This is a genomic window from Altererythrobacter sp. KTW20L (genome assembly GCF_023501975.1).
In the GTDB taxonomy this organism is placed as follows: Bacteria; Pseudomonadota; Alphaproteobacteria; order Sphingomonadales; family Sphingomonadaceae; genus Alteraurantiacibacter.
Genome location: NZ_JAMFLH010000012.1, coordinates 1 through 22,683, shown reverse-complemented (window position 1 = coordinate 22,683; position 22,683 = coordinate 1). Strand labels below are relative to the sequence as shown.

21 protein-coding genes are annotated in these 22,683 nt (G+C 66.5%); 8 read left to right on the top strand and 13 right to left on the bottom strand.

What is annotated here, in order from left to right; translation table 11 throughout:
- Positions 1 to 14: 14 nt before the first annotated feature.
- The 6 genes from M3P36_RS12580 to M3P36_RS12555 form a co-directional block, all read right to left on the bottom strand.
- Positions 15 to 1,667, bottom strand: a complete 1,653-nt coding sequence (locus M3P36_RS12580) for a preprotein translocase subunit YajC (protein WP_249704034.1) — start codon at positions 1,665 to 1,667, stop codon at positions 15 to 17.
- Between the two features lie 3 nt (positions 1,668 to 1,670).
- Positions 1,671 to 2,714 carry a P-loop NTPase family protein gene (locus tag M3P36_RS12575; protein WP_249704033.1) on the bottom strand — a complete coding sequence of 348 codons (1,044 nt, stop codon included), beginning with the start codon at positions 2,712 to 2,714 and terminating at the stop codon, positions 1,671 to 1,673.
- 10 nt (positions 2,715 to 2,724) lie between these two features.
- A complete protein-coding gene (locus M3P36_RS12570) occupies positions 2,725 to 4,242 on the bottom strand; it encodes an XrtA system polysaccharide chain length determinant (protein ID WP_249704032.1) in 1,518 nt (505 codons plus the stop codon).
- A 13-nt stretch (positions 4,243 to 4,255) separates the two neighbouring features.
- Positions 4,256 to 4,900 carry an XrtA/PEP-CTERM system exopolysaccharide export protein gene (locus M3P36_RS12565; RefSeq protein ID WP_249704031.1) on the bottom strand — a complete coding sequence of 215 codons (645 nt, stop codon included), beginning with the start codon at positions 4,898 to 4,900 and terminating at the stop codon, positions 4,256 to 4,258.
- A 189-nt stretch (positions 4,901 to 5,089) separates the two neighbouring features.
- A complete protein-coding gene (locus M3P36_RS12560; RefSeq protein WP_249704030.1) occupies positions 5,090 to 6,316 on the bottom strand; it encodes a pyridoxal-dependent decarboxylase, exosortase A system-associated in 1,227 nt (408 codons plus the stop codon).
- Positions 6,313 to 7,806 carry an acyl-CoA ligase (AMP-forming), exosortase A system-associated gene (locus M3P36_RS12555; RefSeq protein ID WP_249704029.1) on the bottom strand — a complete coding sequence of 498 codons (1,494 nt, stop codon included), beginning with the start codon at positions 7,804 to 7,806 and terminating at the stop codon, positions 6,313 to 6,315. The genes M3P36_RS12560 and M3P36_RS12555 overlap by 4 nt, the downstream gene beginning before the upstream one ends.
- 56 nt (positions 7,807 to 7,862) lie before the next feature.
- On the opposite strand from M3P36_RS12555, the gene M3P36_RS12550 reads away from it, so the two are divergent.
- The 4 genes from M3P36_RS12550 to M3P36_RS12535 are packed head-to-tail and all read left to right on the top strand — an operon-like array spanning position 7,863 to position 10,603.
- A complete protein-coding gene (locus M3P36_RS12550) occupies positions 7,863 to 8,834 on the top strand; it encodes a GNAT family N-acetyltransferase (RefSeq protein ID WP_249704027.1) in 972 nt (323 codons plus the stop codon).
- Between the two features lie 9 nt (positions 8,835 to 8,843).
- The gene (locus M3P36_RS12545) at positions 8,844 to 9,137 is read left to right on the top strand and encodes an acyl carrier protein (RefSeq protein ID WP_249704025.1); all 294 of its coding nucleotides are present in this window, start codon (positions 8,844 to 8,846) and stop codon (positions 9,135 to 9,137) included.
- Between the two features lie 6 nt (positions 9,138 to 9,143).
- Complete coding sequence (locus M3P36_RS12540; protein WP_249704023.1) at positions 9,144 to 9,806, top strand: alpha/beta hydrolase family protein; 663 nt, start codon at positions 9,144 to 9,146, stop codon at positions 9,804 to 9,806.
- Entirely contained in the window at positions 9,803 to 10,603 is an 801-nt protein-coding gene (locus M3P36_RS12535; protein ID WP_249704021.1) for a hydrolase 1, exosortase A system-associated, read from the top strand. Before M3P36_RS12540 ends, M3P36_RS12535 begins: the two co-directional genes overlap by 4 nt.
- On the opposite strand, the gene M3P36_RS12530 is transcribed toward M3P36_RS12535, so the two are convergent.
- From M3P36_RS12530 to M3P36_RS12500, 7 genes are all read right to left on the bottom strand, one after another.
- On the bottom strand, positions 10,556 to 11,761 hold the full coding sequence (locus M3P36_RS12530) for a class I SAM-dependent RNA methyltransferase (RefSeq protein ID WP_249704019.1): 1,206 nt from the start codon (positions 11,759 to 11,761) through the stop codon (positions 10,556 to 10,558). The two genes, M3P36_RS12535 and M3P36_RS12530, sit on opposite strands and share 48 nt — an antisense overlap.
- Positions 11,758 to 13,149, bottom strand: a complete 1,392-nt coding sequence (locus M3P36_RS12525; RefSeq protein WP_249704016.1) for an NAD(P)H-hydrate epimerase — start codon at positions 13,147 to 13,149, stop codon at positions 11,758 to 11,760. Before M3P36_RS12525 ends, M3P36_RS12530 begins: the two co-directional genes overlap by 4 nt.
- Positions 13,136 to 13,519, bottom strand: coding sequence for a hypothetical protein (locus tag M3P36_RS12520; protein WP_249704013.1), 384 nt, complete (start codon positions 13,517 to 13,519; stop codon positions 13,136 to 13,138). Before M3P36_RS12520 ends, M3P36_RS12525 begins: the two co-directional genes overlap by 14 nt.
- Positions 13,512 to 15,368 carry a dihydroxy-acid dehydratase gene (gene ilvD, locus M3P36_RS12515; protein ID WP_249704011.1) on the bottom strand — a complete coding sequence of 619 codons (1,857 nt, stop codon included), beginning with the start codon at positions 15,366 to 15,368 and terminating at the stop codon, positions 13,512 to 13,514. The genes M3P36_RS12520 and ilvD overlap by 8 nt, the downstream gene beginning before the upstream one ends.
- A gap of 48 nt (positions 15,369 to 15,416) precedes the next feature.
- A complete protein-coding gene (locus M3P36_RS12510) occupies positions 15,417 to 16,151 on the bottom strand; it encodes an N-formylglutamate amidohydrolase (protein ID WP_249704009.1) in 735 nt (244 codons plus the stop codon).
- A 50-nt stretch (positions 16,152 to 16,201) separates the two neighbouring features.
- Positions 16,202 to 16,999, bottom strand: a complete 798-nt coding sequence (locus M3P36_RS12505; protein ID WP_249704007.1) for a 4-(cytidine 5'-diphospho)-2-C-methyl-D-erythritol kinase — start codon at positions 16,997 to 16,999, stop codon at positions 16,202 to 16,204.
- 117 nt (positions 17,000 to 17,116) lie between these two features.
- A complete protein-coding gene (locus M3P36_RS12500; protein WP_249704005.1) occupies positions 17,117 to 18,760 on the bottom strand; it encodes an electron transfer flavoprotein-ubiquinone oxidoreductase in 1,644 nt (547 codons plus the stop codon).
- 78 nt (positions 18,761 to 18,838) lie between these two features.
- On the opposite strand from M3P36_RS12500, the gene M3P36_RS12495 reads away from it, so the two are divergent.
- The 4 genes from M3P36_RS12495 to M3P36_RS12480 all read left to right on the top strand — a co-directional run.
- Positions 18,839 to 19,576 (top strand): uracil-DNA glycosylase family protein, encoded by a 738-nt coding sequence (locus M3P36_RS12495; RefSeq protein ID WP_249704004.1) that lies wholly within the window; start codon positions 18,839 to 18,841, stop codon positions 19,574 to 19,576.
- On the top strand, positions 19,573 to 21,327 hold the full coding sequence (locus M3P36_RS12490) for a lytic transglycosylase domain-containing protein (RefSeq protein ID WP_249704002.1): 1,755 nt from the start codon (positions 19,573 to 19,575) through the stop codon (positions 21,325 to 21,327). The genes M3P36_RS12495 and M3P36_RS12490 overlap by 4 nt, the downstream gene beginning before the upstream one ends.
- A complete protein-coding gene (moaB, locus tag M3P36_RS12485) occupies positions 21,327 to 21,854 on the top strand; it encodes a molybdenum cofactor biosynthesis protein B (RefSeq protein ID WP_249704000.1) in 528 nt (175 codons plus the stop codon). Before M3P36_RS12490 ends, moaB begins: the two co-directional genes overlap by 1 nt.
- 94 nt (positions 21,855 to 21,948) lie before the next feature.
- Positions 21,949 to 22,683 (top strand): outer membrane beta-barrel protein (locus tag M3P36_RS12480; RefSeq protein ID WP_249703998.1); only part of this gene is annotated, 735 nt, incomplete at its 3' end.

Below are 22,683 nucleotides of genomic sequence, written 5' to 3'. Positions count from 1 at the left end.
CCCCAGGGGTCAGGTCAGAAGGAATAACGCAGGCCGACAAGGGCCGAGGCATTGGTGTAATCGGGCAATTCTTCGCGGGTGACACCGTCGAGCCCGACGGCGGCGGTTCCGGTCAGGCCGCGGAACAGGTCGCGGTAATAGGCGATGGATGCACTATACCCCATGCCGCTACCAGAACTGTCGAATCCGCTATCGAACCAGTTGGCAGACGCATTGGCCGCGATGCCCGATGCCTGGTCCAGTTGCTGGCTGGCATAGGCACCGGCCCAGAACGTCTCGTCCAACAGGCCATCGACATTGGCCAGCGCCGTGCCGGCCGCGGCGATATAGCGCCGCTGGTCGTAACCACCGGCCAGGCCATAAGAGGTCCGTCCGGTGCTGCGTCCGACCGAGGCGGTCACCCCCCGGCTGCGGAATACCGCGCTGCGCAGCGAACCAAGGTTGCCTAGCGCACAGGATCCGCCCTCCAGCGCCGCGACGCAGCCGCCGAGGTCGCCGGTGAGGAGGTTGCGGAAGGCCTGGAATTCGGTCGGCAAGCCGGACAGGTTGTCCACCACCACGCCGCCGAAGCTGCTGATCGTGTTGTAAACGCCCACATTCACACTGGTGCGCGGATTGGGGGCATAGGAGAACGATCCGGTATAGCTCATCGAGCCATAGCGGCGGCCGACCGTGGCGGTCAGCGAGGTGCGGCGGCTGGGCCGCCACATCACGCCTGCATCCCAAATCAGGCCGTCTGTTTCATAGGCGATCTGGCGCGGCTGGCTATTATCGGTGACAAAGCGCCCGTCGGGGCCGATCACCGGATCGCCATCGACATCGCGCACCGCATCGCGGGACGACACCTGTACCTCTTCGTAGCCCACGCCGCCAACCAGTGCTAGGGTGGGCGACAGCGGCACGGTCACATCGCCGCGCACATGGCGGTCGTCCAGCCGTTGATCCAGATTGGACACATCCTGCCGGTTCCACCCGGCACCGACACCAACGCCGACCGGCAGGACCGCACCCGGCGCAAAGCCTGCGCGGACGGCGGCCATCTGGCTGAGGCTCTCGTCAAAGATATCGACCGGCTGGTCGCCCGGCGCCAACACCACGGCATCGGGCGCTTCCACCCGGGTATAGCCGATGCGGTAGGCGCCGGTTACTTCGAGCTGGTCGATGTTGGTCTGCAAGGTTGGGCCAGCATAGAGCGAATAGACCTGGCTGGTGGAGCTGTCATCGACATCGAACCCACCAATCGCCGTCGCGCCGCCACTTTCCACGCGGGTCCGGCTGGCGAGAGCGCCTGCCTCGAAAGTCAGCCTGCGCGGCACCAGCGCCAGCGAGGTGCGGGCAATGCCGCTGATCGCGTCGCCATCCTGCACATCGCCATAACCGATGCGGCGCTCGTAGCGCAGCGACAACGAACCGGCACTGTTGCGCCCGCCGAACCCGGCGTCGATGCCTGCGGCCAGCTGGGTGTAGGTCACCACATCGTTGCCCGGCGTCAGCTCGGCCGACAGCACCTGCGATGCCTCGATATAGGGCTGCACATCCACGTAGCGGCTGCGCTGGGGCAGGTCGCCCTCCTCGCCACCATTGCTTTGTGCAACAGAGGGCAGCGGCAGGCACAGCGCGCCCAGCGTGGTGCAGAAGGTCAGCTTGTGGCGGAGAGTATTGGCCATCTCCTAGCCTCCATATCCATAGTAGGCCCCGAAGCGGCGACCGCTGGGGCTGAAATGCGCGTCGTTGAGCAAGAGCTTGATGTCCGGGCAGTTCGACAGCAGCGTCAGCGCGTCTTCCAGCGCGCTTTGCCCGGTCTTGTCGGCGCGGGTGACGACCAGCGCCTGCCCCACGTGATGCGCCAGGTCGGCAGCGGGCGATGCGGCCAGCGCGGGCGGCGAATCGAACACCACCATGCGTTCGGGCGCACCCTGCATCAGCCGCGCCAGCACTTCGACCGTGCGTTCGCTGGCGAGGTATTCGCTGTCGGCATTGGTCTGGTGCCCGGCGGGCAGAACATAAAGCCCCGGAATGTCGGTCGCGATCACGCAGTCCTCGACCTGGATCGAGGGGTTGGCCAGCGCGTCCATCAGCCCCGGCCCCTTGGGCAGGCCGAGCAGCGACAGGAGTGAAGGCTTGGCCACGTCGGCATCGACCAGCACGACCTCGCAATCGCGCTCTGCCGCCATGGCGAGCGCAAGGTTGGTGGCGCAGAAGGTCTTGCCTTCATTCGGCAGCGGCGAACAGACCAGCACGCGCCGCGCCATGCCTGTCGCATCGGCCCGCGCCGACTTCAGCAGCGAGCGCTTCACGATGCGGAATTCTTCCAGCAGTGCGGTCACCGGGCCTTCGGGGTCGATCAGGCCGTGGCGTTCCAGCAGTGCCCGGTCGACCGGATGCTCGCGCGCGGAAAAGTCGATGCGCGGGGCATCGGGCGCGACTGGCGCGGGCGGCGCGACTGGCGCAGCGACAGCAGGAGCCGCCTGCACCGCGGGCACTACAACTTCCACCACTTGCGGCGGAGCGGATTCCGGCTGGGGTGCAGGTGCGCGCCTGGCGGACCTATCCACCGGCCGGTTTACCGGCGGGGCCAGATCAAGCGGGACCGGGGCAGGCGAATAGCCTTCCAGCCCGAACATGCCTTCGGCCCGCTCGAACAGCGACTTCTTCTCGCCCTTTGCGTCGGCAGGTTCGGCGCCGGGGACAGGGATCTTGCTGTGTTCGGTCATCGTGCCATCCTCACGCCAGCAAGCCGCGCTGGACGAATTCCACGCCCAACAGGATCACGAACAACACGCCCAACGCGCCCGATGCAGCGGCGAAATACCTGGTCTGGCGGGCGCGCAGCGCTTTCCCCGCTTCGGTCACCGTATGCGAGATCGTGCCGATCACCGGCAGGTCAAAGGTCCGCTCCAGCTGGCTGGCCGTGGCAAAGGTCGAACCCAGCTTGCTGAGGGCAAAGGCCGAACCTGCACCCGCGCCAAGACCCAGCAGTAGCACGCCGACCAGCAGCAGCGGACGGTTGGGCGCGGCAGGCGATCGCGGCGTGCTTGGCGGATCGACCACTTCGAATTGGATCGCACTGCGTTCCGATTCGACCTGGCCACGCAGGCGCAATTGTTCGCGATCGCGCAGCAGTTCTTCGTATTGCGTGCGCAGCACCTCGTAGTCGCGACTGATGCGCTGGGCCTCGGCCGACACGCCCGGTTCCTGCGACTGGCTCGACATGATGCTGGAGATTTCCGCGCGCAATGCGGCACTGCGCGACTCAAGCGCCTGGACATTCGCCAGTCGCTGCGAACGCATCGTGACGAGCGAGGAATAGACCGGGTTCTGCGTCCCTGTCTGCCCGTTGTCTGCCGCCGCGCGTTCCCGCAGGGTGGCAATCTGGCGGGTCATGGTGACGACATCGGGATGCTGGTCGGTCAGCCCTTGCGAGCGGTACTGCGCCAGCGTCGCTTCGGCCTGGGCCAGCGCCGCGCGCGGACCGCCGCCTTCGGCCGTGATAAGGGTACGCGGCGTGCCGGAAATCTGACCGTCAATCGCGGCCAACGCGCTCTCGGCAGCGGCGAGGTCGGCCTCGATGCTGCGCAATTCGGCCCGCGATCCGGCCAACTGCTGCTGCAGGCCTGCAGTCCCGCCGATCAATTCGGGATAGAGCGCTTCGAATTCCAGTCGGCGCTGTTCGGCTTCCTCCAGCTCGCGCTGGCGGGCGGCAAGCTGCTGGTTGATGAAGTCGATTGAAGAAGTCATGTCGCCGCGCGAACCGCCCAGGTTCTCCTCGCGGAAAATGTCGATCATCCGCTGGACCACGGTCTGGGCCAGCTGGGCATTCTCGCTGTCGCTCAGGTCGCTGCGGCCGCTGGTGGCAGTGATCTCGAACAGGTTCTCGCCCTCGCCCGCAACCTTGATTTCGTCAGCCAGATTGGCGACGGCGCGCTCCATGTCGCGCGCATCGGTAATGCCGTCACCCAGCTGGGTGGAGCGGACGACCTTTTCGAGGTTGACCGAGCTGACCAGGGTCTGGCGCACCCGGTCGATCGAGCGCTGGCGGCTCTGCGCGCCGATGCCGATCTGTTCGGCCAGTACATCGTCGAGCTGCACGAAGATGCGCGCTTCGCTTTCATAGGTGTTCGGGATCAGGGCCACGACCAGCCAGCCGGCCAGGCAGAGGGCCCAAGCCACGCCAAGCGCCAGCCACCGGCGGTTCCATACCGACCACAGCGCTGCGCGGACTTCTTCGAGGAGCTGGTTCAACCTGGCGCTCCTGTCAGAACATGCTTTCGGGGATGATGATCACATCGCCCGGCATCAGCATGACATTGGCCTGACTGTCACCCCGGCGCAGCAGGTCGCCCAGCCGCAGCGCATATTCGCGCTGGCCGCCGGTCGTGCGGTCGAAACGGATCAGCCGCGCGCGGTTGCCGCTGGCAAATTCGCTGAGGCCGCCGACCGAGATCATCGCGTCGAGCAGCGTCATGTTGGCGCGGTAGGGGATCGAGGCGGGCTGTTCGGTCGCACCGACAATCCGCACCTGCTGGCTGAAGGTGCCGGCAAATTCGTTGATGATCACCGTCACCAGCGGATCGGCGATGTACTGCGACAGCTGGAGTCGGATGTCCTCGGCCAGCATGGTCGGCGTCTTGCCCACGGCAGGCATGTCGGCCACCAGCGGCGTGGTGATGCGGCCATCGGGGCGCACCTGCACCTCGGCGCCGAGCTCGTCGTTCCGCCAGACGTGGATGGTCAGCTTGTCGAGCGGGCCGATGACATATTCCTCGCCCGGACCTTCCTGCATCGCCACGAAAGTGGCGGGTGCCAGCTGCGGCGCATTGGCCGTGGTGCTGCATCCCGACAGGGCGAACGACACCGTGGCACCGGCGGCTAGGAGGGGGGCAATTCTGTTCCGTCGCATCGATGCGTCCTCAAGGGTTCGGGCAATGGAGGACGCAGCGATGCCGTTCGCCGGTTTCCACAGCCCGTGGATCCAGCGTGCCTTGTCGCCAAAAAGGGTGAACATTGCGTTAGCCTAACGGCCAAAACGCCCTGATTTGCGGGATTTCGGGAGGCCTGTCCCGCATCGGGACGGCACGGAGGCAGAGTCCTAAACCAGTATTTCCCTGGCCGGTCCCTGCCCCAGGAAAGCGCTGGGGCTGGCGCTGGCGCCATAGGCTCCGGCGCAGAACACCGCGACCAGGTCGCCCGCATCGGCGCGGGGCAACAGGGCATTGTCGGCCAGCCGGTCGAGCGGGGTACACAGGCAGCCGACGACGTTTACCTCGTCGGTTGGCTCCGCATCGAAGCGGCCGGCGATCGCCACAGGATAATTGCGCCGCACCACGGTGCCGAAGTTGCCCGATGCGGCAAGCTGGTGGTGCATCCCTCCGTCGGTGATGAGGAAAGTCGTGCCGTGGCTCACCTTGCGTTCGATGATCCGCGTCAGGTAAACGCCCGCCTCGCCCACCAGGTAGCGGCCCAGTTCGATGGCGAATTCAGTGGCTTGCAGCCCATCCGGCAGCGTGTCGAACCGCTCGGCCAATGCCGCGCCAACCGCCGCGATATCGAGCGGTTGGTCCTTGTCGAAATAGGGAATGCCGAAACCGCCGCCCATGTTGAGATGCGGCAGTCCAGCCCCGATGGCATCGGCCAGCTCGGCCGCCACGGCCAGCACATTGCCCTGCATCTCGATCACGGCTGCGGCATCGAGCGCCTGGCTGCCGGTATAGATATGCAGGCCGCGCCACCTAGCCCCGGCGGCCACGATCTCGCGGCCAAGCGCGGGCACATCGGCCTGGTCCACCCCGAAAGGCTTGGCACCGCCGCCCATCTTCATGCCCGATCCGCGCAGCTCGAAATCGGGGTTCACCCGGATTGCGAGGCGCGGCGCCACACCCAACGTCTGGCCCCCATCCAGCGCACGGCGTGCCTCGGCAGCGGATTCGATATTCAGCGTCACGCCCGCGCGCACGGCGGCCAGCAGCTCGCGGTCGGTCTTGCCCGGACCGGCAAAGCTGATCTCGCCCGGCAGGAATCCCGCCTTGCGCGCCATGTCCAGCTCCCCGCCCGAAGCGATGTCGAGGCCATCGACGAGGTCGGCCATGTGTTCCAGCAGCGCGGCAAAGGGATTGGCCTTCATCGCATAGTGGATCTTGAGCCGTTGCGGCATGGCGGCGCGCAAGGCAGCCATGCGGGCATCAAGCAGGTCGCGTGAATAGACGAACAGCGGCGTGCCGCCCGCCTCCTTGACCAGCGCGCTGACAATCTTCCCGCCGATCACGAGTTCGCCGTTGCGGGCGGTAAAGCCGGGCGGGATCGGGCCGAGCGGCTTCATGCGGGAACCTGTTCAGCCAGCGCGGTGCGGTCGATCTTGCCGTTGGGGTTGAGCGGCATGGTGGCAACCCAGCGGATCACCGCCGGCTGCATGAAATTGGGCAGTTCGCGCCGCAAAGCCTCGCGCAGGCCCGCCTCGTCACGCGAGCCGCGCACCACCAGGTGGATCGCCTGGCCAAGCCGCTCGTCAGGCACACCCAGCGCAGCGGCTTCCACGGCATGGCCGCTGGCAATGGCTGCTTCCTCCACCTCTGCCGGACTGATCCGGTTGCCCGCGCTCTTGATCATCGCATCGCGCCTTCCGACGAAATAGTGCAGGCCAGCCTCGTCACGCACGACCCGGTCGCCCGACCATACCGCCATGCCGCCATAGTGCGACATCGGCGGCGCTGGCCTGAATCGCTCGTCCGTGCGCGCAGGGTCCTGCCAATAGCCCTGCGCCACCAGCGGCCCGCAGTGAACGAGTTCGCCCTCCTCGCCCGGTGCCGCGAGTTCTCCGGCATCGTTGATGACAAGGATCTCGGCAAAGGGGATGGCCTCGCCCATCGAAGTCGGATGGCTGTCCACCAGGTCCGGATCGAGAAAGGTCGAGCGGAAAGCCTCGGTCAGGCCATACATCGGAAAAAGGCGCGATTGCGGGAACATGGTGCGCAACTTTAACACCATGTCCGAAGTCAACGCCCCGCCGCTATTGGTCAGGCGGCGCATCGCGGACACGGCTTCTACCGGCCAGTCCTGTTCGACCAGTTGCACCCACAGCGGAGGAACAGCCGCCAGTGTGGTGACCGAATGACGGGCGCAGGCCTTGATGACATCGCGCGGGGCCAGGTAGTCCAGCGGGACCGCGCTGCCTCCGGCGTACCAGGTGCTCAAAAGCTGGTTCTGGCCATAGTCGAAGCTGAGCGGCAGCACCGCCAGCGTCACGTCATCCCGCTGCAGCCCCAGGTAATGCGCCACGCTGACCGCACCGAGCCACAGGTTGGCGTGGCTCAGCATCACGCCCTTGGGCCGTCCGGTGGAGCCACTGGTATAGAGGATCGCGGCAAGCGCAGCCGGGTCGGCAGTGGAGGGATCGACTGGATTATTCGCCGTTTCCACCACAGTCCAGGTGTCGCGTTCGCCCAGCAGCTTGCAATCGGCGGGGCAGTCGTCCGGTTCGAGGCTGGCGAGCCGCGCTTCGGTGCCGATCAGCAATCGCGCCCCGCTGTCGGTCACAATATGGCTAACCTGCGCCCGCTTGAGCAGCGGGTTGACGGGCACATGGACCAGCCCTGCCCGCGCCGCCGCGAGCGGTATCAGGCAGGTCAGCTCGCCCTTCGCCGCCCAGGTCGCCACCCGCGCGCCAGGCTCCAGGCCGAGCATTGCCAGCCAGCCCGCAAGCAGGGCGACACGGCTTCTTAAGTCCTTCCAGCTAAGCACTTGCCCGCGCAGGACCAGCGCCGCATCGTCATCCCGCCCGCGCAGGGCAAGGTGATCGAGCGGATAAGGCACGGGGTCGGGCGCATGGACAGGCACGGGCGGTATCAGGCTCCAGACGGGATCTATCGGTGACGGCAATCGCCTATCACGGCACGGTTAACGATCTGCCTTCCTGCGACCTTGCAGGCAAGGGCCCGTTCGTGCGCCCATCGTGGTTTGCACTGCTAGAACGGGCGGGGCAACGGCCCTTGCTGGCCACCGTGGCTGACGAGCGCGGCGCCATCGCCCTGCCGCTGGTCGAAAAGGCTGGCAGGCTCGACATCCTGAGTAACTGGTACGCCTTCACCTGGTCCCCTCTCGCCACGCCCGCACCGCCGACTTCCCTGTATGTCGATCTGGCATCGCAGCTTGGCGGCCATGCCGTGACCCTGTCCAAGCTGACCGAACAGGACGCCGACCGGCTGGAGGGCGCCTTCCGCAAGGCAGGCTGGCATGTCGCCCGCGATGTGTGCGACACCAACCACTACCTCCCGGTGGCGGGACGCAGCTATGCCGAATATCTCGCCGCCCGCCCCGGTCCCCTGCGCACCACGCTGAAGCGCAAGGCCAAGAAGGTGGAAGTGCGCCTCTCGCGCCAGTTCGACGCCGCTGACTGGTCCGCCTACGAACATATCTACGCCAACAGCTGGAAGCCCGAAGAAGGCGACCCTGCCCTCCTCCGCGCCTTTGCCCAGCAGGAAAGCGAAGCCGGGCATTACCTGTTCGGCATGGCCACGGCAGGGGGCGAGCCGGTGGCGGCGCAGTTCTGGACGGTGGAACAGGGCACGGCCTATATCCACAAGCTCGCCCATCTCGAAAGCGCGCAGCCGCTGTCGCCCGGCACCACCCTGACCGCCGCCCTGATGGAGCAGGTGATCGACCGCGATCATGTGGCCGAGGTCGATTTCGGCACCGGTAACGATGGCTACAAGGCCGACTGGATGGAAGCCACCCGCCCGCGCTTCCGCCTCACCTGCCTGCGCCCCGGCAACCCGCGCAACTGGCCTGCCCTGGCCAAACAGGCTCTGCGCAAGCTTGTCTCGCCCATTGGGGCTGGCTAGGAGGCGCCGATGACCGACACCGTTCCCGCCATGCATTCCGACCAATTCGAGGCCGAGCTGATCCTGCGCGGCGTGCTGGCAGATGTGCTGGGCCTCTCGCCAGAACGTGTTGCTGCTTTCGATGCGGACACCGGCCTGTTTGGCCACCTGCCGGAACTCGATTCGATGGCCGTGGCAGGCCTGCTGACCGAGATCGAGGATCGCCTTGACGTGCTGATCGAGGACGACGAGGTGGATGGCGACATGCTGGAAACTTTCGGCGCCCTGCTCGCCTTCGTCCTCGCCAAGCGCGCGGACGGCTGACAGCCGATGAAGCTGACCGGCTGGACTGCACCCGGCGGCAGCGAGGAACTGGCCCTGGCCTTCGGCGATGGCGGAACGCAGCGCCTGCTGGTGCTTCCCGCATGGTTCGACGAAGGCAACAAGCTGCGCCATGTGACGATCGAGACCATGCGCGCGCTCGAGCGGCTCGGCGTGGCGAGCATGCTGCCCGATCTGCCGGGCTGTAACGAAAGCCTCGCGCCACTGGACAAGCAGGATCTGCCAAGCTGGCGTGCCGCTGCGGTCGAGGCTGCGCGGCAACTGGGCTGCACCCATGTGCTGGCGGTGCGGGCAGCGACCAATATCGCGCCCGACCTGCCCGGCTGGGCCTGGGTCCCGCTGGCCGGAAAGTCTGCCCTGCGCGCAATGCTGCGGGCGCAGATTATTGCATCGAAAGAAGCAGGTAACGCTGAAACTTCGGATGGTTTGTGTGAACGGAGCAAGGCCGGTGGGCTGGTGCTTGCCGGATACCGGCTGGGGGCCGAGATGGTGGCAGGTCTGGCCGAAGCGGAACTGCCGCACAGCGCGTTGACCTCCGTTACCCAGGCCGAAATCGGCGGCCCCGGCCTGTGGCTGCGTGCCGAACCGGAACACGATCAGGCCCAGGCCGAAGCCCTTGCGCGGATCATCGCAGCAGGGTTGCTGGCGTGACCCGCCGCCATTTCACTTTCCCCTGTGCAGGCGACGAGCTTGCCGCCACGGTGGACGAGGCCTCCGGCACGGTCGGGCTGCTGATGGTGACAGGAGGCAACGAGACGCGCGCTGGGGCATTCTCGGGCCAGGCGCAGATGGCGGCACGGATCGCGGCGGCTGGCTACCCGGTGCTGCGGTTCGACCGGCGCGGCGTCGGCGACAGCAGCGGCGAGAACAGCGGCTTTACCGGCAGTGCAGAGGACATTGCGGCCGCCATCGCCGCTTTCCGCCACGAGCAACCGCAAATCACGCGCCTTGTCGGCTTCGGCAATTGCGATGCCGCTTCGGCACTGATGCTGACAGGAGGCGCAGGACTCGACGCCCTCGCCCTGGCCAACCCGTGGACCTTCGACACACCGGAAGAAGCGCCGCCACCCGAGGCGGTCCGCCACCGCTATGCCGAAAAGCTGAAGAATCCGCGTGAAGTGCTGCGGCTGATAACCGGAGGTGTGTCGCTGAAGAAGCTGGCGAGTGGAATCCGCCAGGCAATGCGTCCAGCTATTCCACCCAGTTCATTGGCCCGAAGGATGTCCGAAGGAATCGACTGGTTCGGAAAGCCCGATTATCGCTTTTTGCTGGCTGGAAGGGATCGTACCGCGCAAGCCTTCAGGTCGATCTGCCAGGACGATCCCGCAAAATCGCAAATCTGTGCCGAGGCAGACCACGCCTTCAGTTCGGATCTGGCACGAGAATGGCTTTTCAAGCAGTTATTCGCCATCCTTGATGAACAGGCTCGCCAGCTCGACATGGGTTGACCAGCGGAACTGGCCAACCGGTCGCACCTCTACCAGCCGGTATCCCGCCGCCACCAGCAAAGCCCCGTCGCGCGACCAGCTGAGCGGGTTGCAACTGACATAGGCCACGCGCTTCACCCCGCTTTGCGCCAGCTGCTCCACCTGCGAGCGCGCGCCTGCGCGTGGCGGATCGATCACCACTCCATCGAACTTCGCCAGCTCCTCAGGACGCAGAGGGCCGCGGAACAGGTCGCGGTGCAGGACTTCCACCGGCATGCGATAGCGCGCCGCCGCAGAACGGCAGGCCAGCGCCGCATCACGCGACGCCTCGGCCGCCGTCACCGGCACGCGGCCCGCCAGCGCAAAGGCAAAAGTGCCGAGGCCGGAGAACAGGTCGGCCACCGCAGTGCAATCGCCCAGCCATTCCACCACGGCGGAGGTCAGCGCATCCTCGCCATCCTGCGTCGCCTGGAGGAACGAGCCGCTCGGATAGGACACCGGTACGCCCCCAAGGGTTACCGTCACCGGCTCGGGCTCCCAGAACGTCTCGGGACCATAGCCCAGGTCGAGCGACAGCCGCGCCAGGCCATTGTCGCGACAGAAATCGAGCAGGTCCTCGGTCTGCTCCAGCCCTTCCAGCTTGAGATTGCGGATCGCGCAATCCACCCCGCGATCGGTCAGGGCAAGGTCGATCTCGGCAGAATATTTCTGTTTCCGTTTCGATAGATAGGCCTTCAATGGACCAACCAGTGCGAACAGTTCGGGCCGCAGGACATGGCATTCGCGCATGTCGATGACCTTGTGCGATGCCTTGCCATGGAAGCCGATCAGCGCGCGGCTCCCGCCGTTGACCGCGTGCAGCGTCGCCCGGCGGCGGCTGCGCGGGGGCGAGAGGTGTGCTGGTGTAACAGCCAGCGGATCGAGGCCCTGCTGCTGGGCGGCATAGGCGACGCGGCCATGGACGAGGTCGGCCAGCGCCGCATCGTCGCAGTGCTGCAACTCGCAGCCGCCGCAAGTGCCGAAGTGGGCACAGGGCGGCACTTGGTAGTGCGGACCGCGCTCGACGACACCTTCTTCGCCCACCGTGTCTCCCGGTGCAGCACCCGCCACATGGCGGCCCGACGCGGTGACGCCATCGCCCTTGGCGGCGATGCGGATGACCTGTTCGACTTCGCTCACAGGCATTCTCCGATGGCTTGCGGAATGGCGTCCACCAGATCACCCGGCAGGCAGGCAGGTCCGGCAATCTGTCCGGCGCGCGCGTGGAGCCAGACGGCCTGGCGCGCGCCCTCCTCCAGCGTCAGCCCGGTCGCCAGGCGGCTGGCGACAAGGCCTGCCAGCACGTCGCCGCTGCCTGCCACCGACAGCCAGCTTGGCGCCATGGCGCTTGCGCCCAGCGTCATGCCCCCGTCGGGCGCGGCGATGATCGTGTCCGGACCCTTGGCAATAACAACGCTGCCGGTATCGTGGGACAGGGCAAACAGGCGGCCGAACCGGCTGCCTGCCTCGATCTCGCAGGCCCGGTAGAGGGTTTCGAGTTCGCCTGCATGGGGCGTAAGGACCAGCCCCGCCCTCCGGCCCGACAGCATGGCCGGATCGAGCAGGGCCAGCGCGTCACCATCGATCACGGTCGGCAGTTCGCGGGCGAGGACCTGCTGCAGCTTCTCGCGCGCCAGAGCGTCACGGCCGAGGCCGGGGCCGACCACCAGCACGTCGAGCCGCTGGTCTGCCACCAGTTCATCAATGATGCCGCTTTCGGTGACGAGTTCAGGCATGGCGGGAAAGGCATCGTCGGCGAACAGCTTCACATAGCCCGCACCGCTGCGCATGGCCGCCATGGCAGCCAGCTCGCCCGCGCCGGGCATTGCGCCGCCGATCACGCCCACAAAGCCTCGGCTATACTTGTGGGCCGAGGCCACGGGCGGCGACAGGCGCGGCTTGGATAGCATCTGCGCCGCACCGCCTACCTGCTCCAGTCCGATTGGGACCAGCTTGCGCGTTCCCATCATGGGCATGGCAGGCATCAACCAGTGGGCAAACTTCCACGCGTCCAGCGCCACAGTTAGGTCGTAGTGCGGCAGCAGCGGATTGAGCGGTTCGCCGCTGTCGGCATTGATGCCGCTCGGTAGGTCCACAGCCACTCTCAGATCATGCGCCTGGGCGAGGCGGCGCAGCAGCGACAGCAGGTTATCGTCCAGCGCGCGCGCAAGACCGCTGCCGAACAGGCAATCGACGAAGACACCTCCGCGCGCATCAGCCACCGGCTCCCCGCCCCATGCCGCGCGGGCCGCACGGGCCGCATCGGTGCGCGGCTCGACCGGCGCGATCACCGAAACCTTGAGCCCACGCTCCTCCAAAATCCGGGCAATTACATAGCCATCGCCGCCATTGTTACCAGGTCCGCATAGGACCGTGACTGGCCGCCCTGCCGCCATGCGCCAGACCCATTGCGCCGCCCCTGCGCCAGCACGCTCCATCAGGCCGGAAATGGTCTCACCCCCGTCCACCAGCGCCTGTTCCGCCGCCTGCACTTGGGCGACGGTAAGTACCTGGTTACTCGGGTGCATGGGGACTGGCCGCCTCTCCGGCGATCGTGGCCGGGAGGAGGTAGCGGTCGCCATCGATGGCAACCTCGATCTCGCCGTCGAACACGGTGATGGTCGCCTGGTCGGCTCCGTCGGCGGCAGTCACGCCGCTGCCATCGTCCATCACGGTCAGCCGCCGGAATCCGCCGTCTTCGTGATTGATAACCAGCGTCAGCACGCCATCGATCACGGCGCGCTCGACCGAACAGTTGCGGGTGAATTCGGTCGCCGAGCCGATGGCGCAGGCGATCAGGCTGCCCTCATCGACTGAGGCTTCATCGGCAGGGGCGTCGCCCGAGCAGGCGGCCAGCAGCGCCACCCCCGCGACAGCGACGAGGCGCAGGTCAGCCACGCTTCAACTGGCTCACATCGCGCACCGCGCCCTTGGAGGCACTGGTGGTCATGGCGGCATAGGCCTGAAGCGCGGGCGATACCTTGCGCGGGCGGTCTTCGGCGGGATGCCAGGCGGCGTCGCCCCTCGCCTCCATTGCTGCGCGGCGGTGCGCCAGTTCCTCGTCGGCCACCTGCAGTTCGATCGTGCGTCCGGGGATGTCGATGGCGATCACGTCGCCATCCTCGACCAATGCGATCTCGCCGCCCTCGGCCGCTTCGGGCGAGGCGTGGCCGATCGATAGGCCCGAGGTGCCGCCAGAGAACCGCCCGTCGGTCAGCAAGGCGCAAGCCGCGCCCAGCCCCTTCGATTTCAGATAGCTGGTGGGATAGAGCATTTCCTGCATGCCCGGCCCGCCCTTGGGCCCTTCATAGCGGATCACCACCACGTCGCCCGCCTTGACCTGGTCGGTCAGGATCGCGGTGACGGCGGAATCCTGGCTCTCGAACACCCGCGCGGGGCCGGTGAACTTGAGGATGGACTCGTCCACGCCGGCAGTCTTCACGATGCAGCCTTCGCGGGCAATGTTGCCATAGAGCACGGCGAGGCCGCCATCCTGGCTGAAGGCATGTGCCTTCGACCGGATCACGCCATGCTCGCGGTCGGTATCGAGTTCTTCCCAGCGGCGGTTCTGGCTGAACGCGATCTGAGTGGGCACGCCGCCCGGGGCCGCCTTGTAGAAGGTCTGCACCATGGGGTTTTCGGTCTGGCAGATGTCCCAGTCTGCCAGGGCATCACCCATCGTGGGGCTGTGGACCGTGGGCAGGGCGGTGTGGAGCAGGCCCGCACGGTCAAGCTCGCCCAGGATCGCCATGATACCGCCAGCACGGTGGACATCCTCCATGTGAACGTCGCTCTTGGCCGGGGCGACCTTGGACAGGCACGGCACCTTGCGGCTGAGGCGGTCGATGTCCTTCATCGTGAAGTCGATCCCCGCCTCATGCGCCGCGGCAAGCAGGTGGAGCACGGTGTTGGTCGATCCGCCCATCGCGATATCGAGGCTGACCGCATTCTCGAACGCCTCGAAGCTGGCGATATTGCGCGGCAGGACTGAGGCATCGTCCTCCTCGTACCAGCGCTTGGCCAGCGTCACGACCAGCCGCCCTGCCCGCTCGAACAGGCCCTTGCGATCAAGGTGGGTGGCCAGCTGCGAGCCATTTCCGGGCAGCGACAGGCCGAGCGCCTCGGTCAGGCAGTTCATCGAGTTGGCGGTGAACATGCCGCTGCATGAACCGCAGGTAGGGCAGGCGCTGCGCTCGATCGCGGCCACGTCCTCGTCGCTCACGCTGTCATCGGCGGCAGCGACCATGGCATCGACCAGGTCGAGCGCCACTTCCTTGCCGTTGAGTACAACCTTGCCCGCTTCCATCGGCCCGCCAGACACGAACACGACCGGAATGTTGATCCGCAGCGCCGCCATCAGCATGCCGGGCGTGATCTTGTCGCAGTTGGAAATGCACACCATCGCATCGGCGCAGTGGGCGTTGACCATGTATTCCACGCTGTCGGCGATCAGTTCGCGGCTGGGCAGCGAATAGAGCATGCCATCGTGGCCCATGGCGATGCCATCATCCACCGCGATGGTGTTGAATTCCTTGGCAACCCCGCCGGCCGCCTCGACCTGGCGGGCGACCAGCTGGCCGAGATCCTTGAGATGGACGTGGCCCGGAACGAACTGGGTGAAGCTGTTGACGATCGCCACGATGGGCTTGCCGAAATCCTCGTCTTTCATGCCCGTGGCGCGCCACAGGCCGCGGGCGCCGGCCATGTTGCGGCCGTGGGTGGAAGTGCGCGAACGATAGACAGGCATGGTGGGGGCTCCGAGAGGTGTCTAGCTTATCGTGTGCGCCCTACACGGCTATGCGCCCAGCTTCAACGCAACTTGGTTGGCGATGCGCGTCAGCAATTCGGCATAGCGCAACTGACCGGCAGGATCGCCGATCTGGTCCTGCCGCACCTCGATGCCGACATAGGGCCGCCCGTCATCCTCGGCATGGCGGTTCATCGTGGCGTTGAGGAGCACGCCCGAGTACGGTTCCTGATCGCCCACCACCAGCCCTTCGGCCTCCAGCATGGCGATCGTGATGCGGGCGGCGCGGTCGTCCTTGTTGTAGAGTACGCCGACATGCCACGGGCGCGGCTTGCTGCAGGTGGCGAGCGCAGGGGTGAAGCTGTGCAGCGACACGATCAGCGCCTGGGGGGTGTCTTCCAGCATCTGGGCGAGCGCCGCGTGATAAGGATCGAAGAACCGCTCGATCCGTGCATGCCGCTGGCCCGCGTTGCCGGGAATGGCATGACCATCGCTGGTCAGCGGCACGACACCGTCGCTATCGGGATAGCGGTTGAAATCGCAGACGAGGCGGCTGACGTTGCCCTGGAAGGCAGCGATGCCGGGCCAGTGGGCCATCAGCTCGCCCACTGCGCCAACGCCGATATCCACGGCGATGTGCTGGTCCATCAGTTCCGGGGCAATGCCCAGGTCGATGTCCGCAGGCACGCGATTGCTGGCGTGGTCGGACACCACCAGGATGCCGCCGAAGCGGGGCGTGCCGATGATGCGGTAGGCTTCTTGGTAAGAGGCTGGGTGATCCATCCAGCCCTATTGCCGTTCGTGTCGAGCGAAGTCGAGACGCCCGGGCGGGTTCAGCGGAGCTTTCCGGCCATTGTCCACCATTGCTCAGGCATCGCCGCCGCCGCCGCATCGCGCGCGGCCTCGCTGTCGTAGAGCGCAAAGCATGTCGCGCCGGAGCCGGACATCTCGGCCTTCCACGCCCCTGTCGCTTCCAGCGCTTCGAGCACATCGGCAATCACCGGGCACAGGGATATGGCGGGCGCGCGCAGATCGTTGCGACCGGCCAGCGCGATTTCGCGGGCCGAGCCTATGGGCAAGGGCCCGCGATCCTTGCCATCCCACGCTTTGAACACCGGCCCGGTAGAGAGCGGCACGCGGGGGTTGACCAGCAGCACAGGCGTTCCGGCCAGATCGTCCACCACCTCCTCGCGCTCGGTCCCGGTGCCGCGCCCGACATGGGTGGTGGAATCGACGCAGGCCGGAACATCGGCGCCCAGCTTTGCCGCCCGGTCCCGCCAGTCATCGGGGAGGCCGTGGCTGTCGCAGATCATGCGGAAGACTGCGCCCGCATCGGCCGAACCGCCGCCCAGCCCTGCCGCAACCGGCAGGTTCTTCTCCAGCGTAATCGCCAGCCCGCCGCCATGCGGCAGCGCGCTGAGCGCCTTGGCGACAATGTTGTCGAACGGATTGTCCAGCCCGCCGGCGAATTCGCCCGTCACCGTCAGGCTATCCGCCTCGGCAGCACGCGCCACCAGCTCATCCCCCGCATCGACGAAGGCAAACAGCGTTTCCAGCTCGTGATAGCCGTCGTCCCGCCGCCGCCGCACATGCAGGGCGAGATTGATCTTGGCATAGGCGGTTTCGCGCATCAGGTCCTCCCCGGTACGGGGAGGGGGACCGCCCGAAGGGGGGTGGAGGGGCGCGCCGCCGCTCGCCCCTCCACCATGTTGCACATGGTCCCCCTCCCCATTCTGGGGAGGATACCCTCACATATTCGGATAGGTCGGGCCACCGCCGCCCTCCGGGGTGACCCAGGTGATGTTCTGGTTCGGGTCCTTGATGTCGCAGGTCTTGCAATGGACGCAGTTTTGCGAATTGATCACGTATTTTGGCTCGCCGCCATCCTCGACATGCCACTCATAGACCGCCGCCGGGCAATAGCGTGCCGATGGCCCGGCATAGACGCCCAGTTCGCTCGCCTTTTGCAGTTCCATGTCCGCCACTTTCAGGTGGCACGGCTGGTTTTCGGCATGGTTGGTGCCCGACAGGAACACCGAGGACAGGCGGTCGAAGGTGATCTTGCCATCGGGCTTGGGATACTTGATCGGCTGGTAGAGATCGGCGCGGCCGGTATTCTCCGCATCGGTGTGGTGCTTCATCGCGCCGGTGATGCGCAGGCCCAGCGTGCGCAGCCACATGTCCGCGCCCGCCAGCACAGTGCCCAGATCGCCACCGAACTTCGCCACCAGCGGCTGGGCGTTCTGCACCTTGACCAGTTCGTCCGCGATCCAGCTGGAACGCACCGCAGGGTCATAATCCGCCAGCGTGTCGTTGGCCCGGCCAGCCGCCGACGCCGCGACAATGCTCTCCGCCGCCAACATCCCGCTTTTCATCGCGGTGTGGGTGCCCTTGATGCGCGGCACGTTGACGAAGCCCGCCGCACAGCCGATCAGCGCGCCGCCGGGGAAGGCCAGCGTGGGGACCGACTGCCAGCCACCCTCGTTTATCGCCCGCGCGCCATAGGCCACGCGCTTGCCGCCTTCGATGACCTCGCGGATGGCCGGATGGGTCTTCCAGCGCTGGAACTCCTCGAACGGCGAGACATAGGGGTTGGCGTAATCGAGCGCGGTCACGAAGCCCAAGGCCACCTGCCCATCGGCCTGGTGGTAGAGGAACCCGCCGCCCCAGGTGTCGCTTTCGGACAGGGGCCAGCCCTGCGTGTGGATCACCCGGCCGGGTTCATGCCGGTCGGCAGGAATGTCCCACAACTCCTTGATACCAAGCCCATAGACCTGCGGCTGACAGTCAGTATCGAGGCCAAACTTCGCCTTCATCTGTTTGGTCAGGCTGCCCCGCGCGCCCTCGGCGAACAGGGTGTACTTCGCGTGCAGTTCCATGCCCGGCTGGTAATCGGGCTTGTGGCTGCCATCGGCCGCCACGCCCATGTCCTGCGTGGCCACGCCGATGACGTTGCCCGCATCGTCGAACAGCACTTCGCTCGCCGGGAAGCCAGGGAACACCTGCACGCCCAGTCCTTCGGCCTGTTCGGCCAGCCAGCGGCAGAGGTTGCCGAGCGAGCCGGTGTAGTTGCCCTTGTTGCTCATCAGCGGGGGCATGAACAGGTGTGGCAGGCTCCACTTGCCGCCGCGCGTCAGCACCCAGTGGTGGTTCTCGGTCACCGGCACCTGCGCCAGCGGACAGGTATCGCGCCAGTCGGGCAGCAGCTCGTCCAGCGCGCGCGGATCGATCACCGCGCCCGACAGGATATGCGCGCCGACCTCCGCGCCCTTTTCCAGCACGACCACTTCCAGCGCAGCATCGAGCTGCTTCAGCCGGATCGCCGCCGCCAGCCCCGCCGGGCCAGCACCGACAATCACAACATCGACCGGCATGGATTCGCGCTCGCTCATGCTCCGGCCCTCTTCATAACAGTGTTCATCATGGCATCAGGACTTGATCGCTGACCGGCAGGAGGTCAAGAGCAGGCAATGGAAAGCCGCGCCTCTCCGGACCTTGCCCAGACCTATGCCGCCGCTATCGAGTGGTGGCGCGAGGCGGGCGTGGACATGGACTATGCCGAAGAACCCGCGCCCTGGCTGCCCGATCCCGAAAGCGAAACTGCCACGCCCGCGCCAAAGGTGGAGCGCAAGGTCGCAGCACCGGTCATTCCCGCAAAGCCGCGCATCGGCGGTGATCCCGCATCCTGGCCCGCCTCGCTGGAAGAGTTTGCGGCCTGGTGGCTGGCAGAACCCTCGCTCGCCCCCGGCGGCACCCGCATTGCCCCGGGCGGGAGCGCCAAGGCCGAACTGATGGTGGTGGTCCCCATGCCCGAGGCGGACGACACCGGCACCCTGCTGGCAGGCCCCCACGGCAAGCTGGTGGCCAACATGTTGCGCGCCATGCAGATCGCGCCCGACGCGGCTTATCTGGCCTCGGCCCTCCCCGCCCACCTGCCCCATGCCGACTGGTCGGGCCTGCAGGCCGAAGGCATGGGCGCCGTGCTCGCCCATCACATCCAGCTTGCCGCCCCGCGCCGCCTGCTGGTGCTGGGAAATGACATTCTCCCGCTGCTCGGCCTCGAAAAGCGGCGGGGCGTGCATCAGGTGCCGCTGAGCGGAACGGCAATGGAATTGCTGTCCAGCCTTGCACCGGACAATCTGCTGGCCAATGCAAAGGCCCGCGCCAGTCTCTGGCGGCGGTGGCTCGAATGGACGGAAAACACATGAAAATCCTGGCTTCGGCCTTTACCGGCCTGCTTCTCGCCGCCCTGCCCGCAACGGTCCAGGCGCAGGGATCGCGCGAATATTTCATCGCCCATGTCGAGCGGCCTGATTCCCCGCGCCAATTGTCGGAGGGCGATGCCGCCTATTACCGCAGCGTGTTCCGCGCGATTGACGGCGAGAACTGGGCCGAGGTCCAGCGCCTGTTCGCCGAACGCAGCGATGGGCCGCTCCACGCCGTAGCCCAGGCGACCTACTACACCCATGCCCGCTCGCCGCGGGTCGAAGCCTCGCAGATCGAGCAATGGTTGCAGGTCGGGCACGAGCTGCCCCAGGCCGCACAACTGGTCCGGCTGGGGCAAACCCGTGGGCTGGCAGAGGCACCGCGCCTGCCGACGCAAAACCAGTTCCGTTCGGTCGGCAGCTTCCCGCGCAGGGTGCGTCCGTCGTCGATCCAGGACACTACCATGCCGGATGAGGTAGCCGCCGGCATCAACCGCGCGATCACCAACGACGATCCAGATGGCGCCCGCCAGTTGCTCGACGGGGTCGATGCCAATCTCAGCCCCGAGGCACGGGCCGAATGGCGCACGCGGGTGGCCTGGTCCTACTTCATCGAGAACATGGACCCGCAGTCGCTCGCCCTGGCCCGCATCGCCAGCGAAGGGCGCGGACCGTGGGTGGCAGAGGGCGAATGGACGCGCGGCCTCGCCGCCTGGCGGCTGAACGATTGCGACGAGGCGCAGACGGCTTTCCGCAGTTCGGCCAACCAGGCGCAGAACATCGAACTGCGTGCCGCCGCGCTCTACTGGGCGCACCGCGCCGCCCTGCGCTGCCGCCAGCCGGGCGAGGCGAGCGCGCTGCTGGCGCTGGCAGCAGGCGAGGACCAGACGATGTATGGCATGCTGGCTGCCGAACAGCTTGGCCGCCGCCTGCCCGACCGCGTCAACCGCGCCGACCTTTCGGCTGATGACCTTGCCCGCCTGACCCGGCTGCCCAATGTCCGCACAGCCATTGCCCTGGCCGAGATCGGGCAGGATATTCTGGCGAGTGAAGTGCTGCTGCACCAGGCGCGGATCGGCGATGCATCGGACTATGCCGCACTCTCTCGCCTCGCCCGCGATCTGGGCTTCGTACAGACGCAGCTTTACATGGCCTACAACGCGCCTTCCGGCGGGCAGGCCGATCCGGCGAGCTATTACCCCACCCCGCGTTGGACTCCGCTGAACGGCTGGCGGGTCGATCCGGCACTGGCCTATGCCCATATCCTGCAGGAATCGAACTTCCGCGCCTCTGCCCGCAGCCCCGCCGATGCCATGGGACTGATGCAGATCACGCCGATCACCGTGCGCCAGCACGCGCCCCGGCTGGAACTGTGGCCGGACCAGGTCGATATCTACGAGCCGCGCACCAACCTTGCTTTCGGCCAACGCAACCTTGAAATGCTGCAGGAAGACCCGGTTACCCGCGACAAGCTGCCCAAGATCATGGCAGCCTACAACGCCGGTCTCACTCCTGTGCGGCGGTGGGAAAGCGATATCCGCGATCTGGGCGATCCGCTGCTCTACATGGAAGCGATCCCCTATTGGGAAACGCGAAGCTATGTCGCCATCGTGATGCGCAACTACTGGATGTACGAGCGTCAGGCCGATGCCCCCTCGCCGAGCCGCATCGCCCTGGCGCAAAACGCCTGGCCGGCCTTCCCGGGCTCGGGCGCGGGTGACGGGCGAGTTTATATGACGGCAGGTGGAAACTGATGGCGATTGACGAGAGCCGCACCTTCAGGCCGATCAACATCGCGCTGCTCACCGTGTCCGACACGCGCGGGCCCGATGAGGACACCTCGGGCGATATCCTCGCACAGCGGATTACCGGCAGCGGCCACGCGCTGGTCGCCCGGACGATCCTGAAAGACGATGCCACGCTGATCGCTGACCAGTTGCGCCGGTGGATTGCCGATCCGGGCGTGGACGCGGTGGTCTCCACCGGTGGCACGGGGCTGACCGGGCGCGACGTGACGCCCGAAGCGCTCGACCGGGTGAAGACGCGCGATATCCCGGGTTTCGGCGAGCTGTTCCGCATGCTCAGTTACCAGACCATCGGCACCAGCACCGTGCAATCGCGCGCCTGCGCGGTGGTGGCGGACGGAACCTATATCTTTGCCCTCCCCGGCTCCAACGGCGCGGTGCGAGACGGGTGGGACATGATCCTGGCCGAACAGCTCGATGCGCGGAACCGGCCGTGCAATTTCGTCGAACTGATGCCCAGGTTGAAAGAAGTCTGATTCCCCCTCCCCGCGTCTCCTGATTGTCGCAAACCGGACCTAGGAACGGTTGTGTCGTGCGACTTTGCGCACGGTTGACGAAAAGGGAATTCGCATGAGGAAATGCGCAACCGGCCTGTTGCTGGCAACCAGCATTCTGGCAGCCCCCGCCATGGCCCGCGACGGGCAGGTCTATCTCGGCATCGAAGGCGGCGTGGTACGCGCCGACGATATCACCTTTGCGGTAACGGGTGCACCGCTTACCGTTACGGCCGAGCCCAAGGACATCGGCTGGGAAGCCGGTGCCGTGCTCGGCTATGATTTCGGCATGGTGCGGCTTGAAGGCGAAGCTGCCTACAAGCGGTTCGGTATCGACACCATCACCGGCCCCGTCGGCCCCATCCCCACCGGCGGCACCTATTTCGCCAGCGGCACCTATGCCGCCAATGGTGATGTCCGCGTGGGCAGCGGCATGGCCAACCTGCTGCTCGACTTTGGCGGCAACGATGGCATCGGCTTCTCGATCGGCGGCGGCGTGGGCATTGCCGATGTCGACATCAAGGACATTGCCGTCCCCGGCCGCGTGGCGCTGGACGACAATGACATGCGCTTTGCCTGGCAGGGCATCGCGCGGCTCTATGCTCCGCTGTCGGACACTATCGAACTGGGGCTGAAGTACCGCTATTTCCGGGTGGACGATGCCACGCTGAACGACCGTTATGACGTGAACGAGGCAACCGTACTGGGGGCCAATGCGCGCAACCTGGGCTATGACCTGGTTACCCATTCGCTGTTGGCGAGCCTGACCGTGGGCTTCGGCGGGAGGCAGGTTGCTCCGCCACCGCCTCCG